The 4615-nt window shown below is 60.3% G+C and carries 7 protein-coding genes; 6 read left to right on the forward strand and 1 reads right to left on the reverse strand.

Translation table 11 applies throughout. The features are described 5' to 3' along the window. The first annotated feature begins 203 nt into the window (after positions 1 to 203). Positions 204 to 1154, forward strand: a complete 951-nt coding sequence (locus tag B8784_RS08020; protein ID WP_084396263.1) for an IS110 family RNA-guided transposase — start codon at positions 204 to 206, stop codon at positions 1152 to 1154. 78 nt (positions 1155 to 1232) lie between these two features. Here the strand turns inward: B8784_RS08020 and B8784_RS08025 are convergent, their stop codons facing one another. Beyond that, a complete protein-coding gene (locus tag B8784_RS08025; protein ID WP_084397220.1) occupies positions 1233 to 1664 on the reverse strand; it encodes a GNAT family acetyltransferase in 432 nt (143 codons plus the stop codon). 284 nt (positions 1665 to 1948) lie between these two features. Here B8784_RS08025 and B8784_RS08030 point away from each other — a divergent pair, with 284 nt between their 5' ends. The 5 genes from B8784_RS08030 to B8784_RS08050 all read left to right on the forward strand — a co-directional run bounded on the left by B8784_RS08030 (position 1949) and on the right by B8784_RS08050 (position 4542). After that, on the forward strand, positions 1949 to 2512 hold the full coding sequence (locus B8784_RS08030; RefSeq protein WP_084397222.1) for an antirestriction protein ArdA: 564 nt from the start codon (positions 1949 to 1951) through the stop codon (positions 2510 to 2512). Positions 2513 to 2517: 5 nt separating this feature from the next. Next, positions 2518 to 3033 carry a hypothetical protein gene (locus tag B8784_RS08035; RefSeq protein WP_084397224.1) on the forward strand — a complete coding sequence of 172 codons (516 nt, stop codon included), beginning with the start codon at positions 2518 to 2520 and terminating at the stop codon, positions 3031 to 3033. Beyond that, positions 3030 to 3623 carry a DUF736 domain-containing protein gene (locus B8784_RS21905; RefSeq protein WP_143435369.1) on the forward strand — a complete coding sequence of 198 codons (594 nt, stop codon included), beginning with the start codon at positions 3030 to 3032 and terminating at the stop codon, positions 3621 to 3623. Before B8784_RS08035 ends, B8784_RS21905 begins: the two co-directional genes overlap by 4 nt. A gap of 179 nt (positions 3624 to 3802) precedes the next feature. Further along, positions 3803 to 4045: a helix-turn-helix domain-containing protein gene (locus B8784_RS08045; RefSeq protein WP_084397160.1), complete on the forward strand. Its 243-nt coding sequence runs from the start codon at positions 3803 to 3805 to the stop codon at positions 4043 to 4045. 8 nt (positions 4046 to 4053) lie between these two features. Beyond that, a complete protein-coding gene (locus B8784_RS08050; protein ID WP_084397227.1) occupies positions 4054 to 4542 on the forward strand; it encodes a S26 family signal peptidase in 489 nt (162 codons plus the stop codon). Positions 4543 to 4615 lie beyond the last annotated feature (73 nt).

The following is a 4615-nucleotide window of genomic DNA, read 5'->3' on the forward strand; positions in this document are numbered from 1 at the left end:
CTTGTCTTAGAGATTCCTGGTCTTCTGGTTAGAAAAGAACCGCTGGTGGGGACTGCGCAATTTCCCCGCCGGCGTAGAGGAACGGATCGTGCCTGCGCTGGCTGAGTAAGTGCCGTTGGGAAGTTTGATCGTCCTCTTCATTTCCATGCGACCTGAACGGATACGAGGGCATCTAGGCCCGTACGACAAGCAAAGGATCTGGAATGTCCATCGAACCAGTTCGCCAGCATATCGGCGTCGATATTTCAAAGAGCACTCTGGATGCGCACATGTATCCTGAGGGCAGGACCATAACTGTCCCGAATGATAAAAAAGGATTCAGGCAATTGCTGACCTGGATGGCAGGATGTCATCTTGAACAGCTACTCTATGAACCGACCGGGCAGTATCATCTTGCCTTCGAGAAGTTCTTCCTGAAAGCCGAAATACCTCTCGGCAAGGTCAATCCACGGCAGGCTCGACGATTTGCGGACGCATTGGGTGTGTCGGCGAAAACAGACACGATCGATGCCGGGCTTATCGCAAAATACGGGGCGATGATTTCTGTGCGCCGCGTCAGCGACAGAACGATCAAGTTCAATGAAATGAAAGAGCTACAATCGGCTCGGCGCGCTCTGGTGAAAGACAGGACACGCGCGTCCAACCGGTCTTCCGCCCGGATAGCTCCCTTGTTGCGGCGCCAGGCACGGGAAAGGATTGAGCAGATCGACCGTCACATGAAAGCAATCGACGCGGCTCTTCGTTTGCTGGTCCGTGATGATGAATTCCTGAAAGCCAGATTCGACATTCTACAGACTATTCCTGGCATTGGAGAAACAACCGCGATCATGCTTCTGACCGAGATGCCCGAACTCGGCTTCATCGATCACAAGGCGGCCGCCAGTCTTGCAGGACTTGCTCCGATCGCTCGGGACAGCGGCACGTTTCGAGGCAAGCGATACATACAAGGTGGAAGAGCACATTTGCGACAGGCGCTCTATATGCCCACCCTCGTTAGCATAAAGCATAATCCGGAATTCAGCGCGAAATACCAGATGATGGTCGCCACCGGAAAAGCGCCAAAACTGGCCATCACAGCCATAATGAGAAAGCTTATCGTCCTGGCGAACAGTCTGCTTCGCGATAGCCGAAACTGGGTTCCAAGCCGGACTTGACGAAGACGGATACTTCCCACTGCAGAGCAGAGGGGTCGCAGGCTGCTCGGCCTCCGTGGGCTTCATGAGGGCGTCGGATCAGGGTGCGTTCGGTTTGTTAAGCCACTTGCCGAACACAGTGACATCCTGCGGCGCATATCCAAGCGCCGCGCAGATTGCCTCGGCATCGCCATTGTCTGAGCGCACCATGAGCTGGACTTTTGGAATGCCCCGGCTGGTGAGCCATAGCTCGGCCTCGGCCATCATTTCGCGGCCATGGCCGTGACCCTGCCGATCAGGAGCGACGGCGAGATAATAGATCCAGCCGCGGTGACCGTCATGGCCGACCATGACCGACGCGATCAGCCCATCCTCCTTGTAGCCCACCATCAGCGTCGCTTCACGGCTCCGCAGGCACATGTCGATATCGGCCGCAGGGTCGTTCCACGGCCGCGTCAGTGCGCAGCGCTCCCACAGGGCAATCAGAGCGTCCCGATCCTGTTCGCGATAGGTGCGAATATGTAGGCTCATACAGTCTGTCTTGCGGGATTCGGCCCGCTTGGCGCGCCCCTGCCTGCATCCGTCTTCCCGGCGTCCAGGACAGTCTCCCTCTCAGACGGAGGTGGGCGGACGACCGGTCTGCCCGGACCCACCGCTTGTGCAAGGCGACGGGACTGAAGGCGCCTGGAAGCGGTTTGATCCTCCTACCTTTCCGCCTTGCGCAACCGGCTAATGGGTCCGGCCTGCCGGCCTTCTCGCCGCCCACCCCCGCCTGATGCGGGAGGGACATTGGGCGGGGAGACGAGACTGACGCCATGACCACACCGCTACCTTCAGCCCCCCTTGCGGCAGACGCTGCACCCGCGCCTTCAGACCGACCCCGCATCTATGTGGCCTGCCTTGCCGCCTACAATAATGGTTGCCTGCACGGGCGCTGGATCGACGCCACCATGCCGGACGAAGTCATGGCCGAGGTTCGCGCCATGCTGGCGGCGTCGCCGTTACCGGACGCCGAGGAATGGGCGATCCATGACTATGAGGGGTTCGAAGGCGCGCACCTGTCGGAATATGCGAGCTTCGAGACGGTCTGCAATCTCGCCGACTTCATCGCCGAACATGGAAGGCTGGGCGCGCTGGTCCATCGCCATTTTGGCGATGATCTTGAGCAGGCCGAGGCGGCCTTTGACGATCATGCAGGCACCTATGCGAGCCGGGCAGACTTCGCCGAAACTCTCCACCGCGACACCGGCACCGAAATCCCCGCAGCCCTCGAATACTATATCGACTGGTCAGCGCTCGCCCGCGACATGGAGCTGAATGGTGACATCATGGTGTTCGAGACCGGGTTTGAAGACGTTCACGTCTTCTGGACGCGGTGAGCGCCATGGCATTCACCAACCGTTTCGACACCTTTGCCTGTGAAGGCGACACGATCAGCTGCGAGGCCGAGGGCTTCACCTTTACGGCACGGATTGTCGCCGAGTTCCGAGGATCAGGAAACGCTCCAGTGGAGCGTTTTCCCGAGGGACGCCCCGATGCACCCGACCAGCGGCAGGACGGATACTGGCCCTCACTTTACAGGGATGCGCCGGGCTTCATCGGGCCGGGCAATGGCTTTCGTAAGCGCTTCGCCGAGGCGCAAGCCAAGGCCGAGGCCGTGATGGAGGCATGGCGCAAGGGTGACTGGTTCTATTGCGGGATCGTGCTCTCTGTGGAGCGGGACGACATCGAACTGGACGACCAAGCCGCGAGCCTCTGGGGCGTCGAATGCAATTATCCGGGGACGGATAATAGCTATCTCACGATTGTCGCGAACGAGCTTCTGCCGGAGGCGCTGACCGCGGGCAAGGCTGCTGCCGCGCGCCTTTCCGAGACCGCGACGGGCCGGGCCACGACATGAGCGCGGCCTGCTCCCCCACTGAATTACTTCGCCCTCGGCCCCGGCTGACGCTGGTCATTGCCGAAGCCCAGGTCGCCGAAATCTGGGTCGAAGGCCGCGCGCCCCTGATCACGATCCGCGACTATGACTGGGGCGAAACCGACCCCGAGCCGAGCCGCGACGCGGACGGCTTTCCCTACACGAAAATTCACTGGAGAGGCCCGGCATGGGCGCTGGGCCTCTCGCTTTACCCGCCAGAAAAGGAGACCCCTATGGCACAGCCCGACCTCAAACACATCCCGCTCGACGCGCTGCGGATTTCCAAACTCAACATGCGGCATGGGCGCAAGAAGCCGGACGTGTCCGACATCCGCATTGAAAAGAATTCGGAAAAGACCGAAGAGGGCCAGCCGGACTTCCGCATCTATGCGGGCGAGACCTCGACCGAGATCGGCGGAGGCTGGATGCGGAAATCGAAGGCATCGGGACGCGACTATGTCTCGCTCACCCTCGCCGACCCGCAGATCGGACCGCGCCGGATCTTCGCCAACCTTGCCCCGGTCAAGGGCCAGAAAGGCCGGCACGTGATCCTCTGGAACGCGCGCGACTAGCCGGAAACACCGTCGCAAACGAGCCACTCCGGGCATGCAGGCCGGGGTGGCTCTCATTGCAGGGCGCGATGGTTATGCCGGCCGGGCAAGAGCCGCCATGCGCGTTTTGCCTCTCCATTTCGACCTGCTTCCGGCCAGTCTGGTCTCATCGGACGGTGGACTGACGAAAGGAGATCGCAATGGCCGATATTGAACATACGAGCCCCGGCCAGGGGGATGACAGTGAGTTCTTCAGTGTTGAGGAAGCCGCAAGATATCTGCGGCTGACGCGTTCCACGCTGGATCATTATCGCTGCCAGGGCAGGGGGCCGGTCTATCGAAAACACGGCGCCCGCGTCTTCTACACGCGTACAAGCCTCGATACCTGGTCGAACAGGCATACTTATGTCTCGACCTCCGAGCGGATTAAGCCCGAGTCGTGAGGTGGGCCATGGTGAGCGTCACAACGGCTGCCATAGGGCTCACGCTTGCCAGTCACGCACTCCCGGTTCGAAAATACCTTGTCTGGAACCGGACCGGGTCTGCGCCTATCGGGCTTTATCGGCTGAGCGGCGACCAATTCACCCTCGGCCGATGGGGTGCCGTCTCAGCCGATAGCGATGCTGCGAAATGGTCAGCGTCACGAGGTTATGTCGGCGATGGCTGGCCTCTCCTAAAGCGGATCGCCGCGCTTCCCGGCGCAGAAATATGCCGTGAAGATCTCGATATTTTTATCGACGGAAAGCCCGTCGCGAAGGCTTTGTCGCGTGATGCACAGGGACGTAAAATGCCGGAATGGCACGGATGTGTCGTGGTGCAGGACGACGAAATTTTCCTCCTGAATGCGCATCCACGCTCGCTCGACGGGCGGTATTTCGGCGTCACAAAAGTCCGGGATGTGGACGGCGTCGCCGTCCTCGTCTTTTTATGGCCCGGCTGAAAGGCGTGCAAGCGGATGCAAGGCGATGCAAGCGAATACAGGGGAGAGAGGTGCGAACCCGGAAGGGCAAGAT

The sequence above is a fragment of the Henriciella aquimarina genome (assembly GCF_002088975.1).
GTDB lineage: Bacteria > Pseudomonadota > Alphaproteobacteria > Caulobacterales > Hyphomonadaceae > Henriciella > Henriciella aquimarina.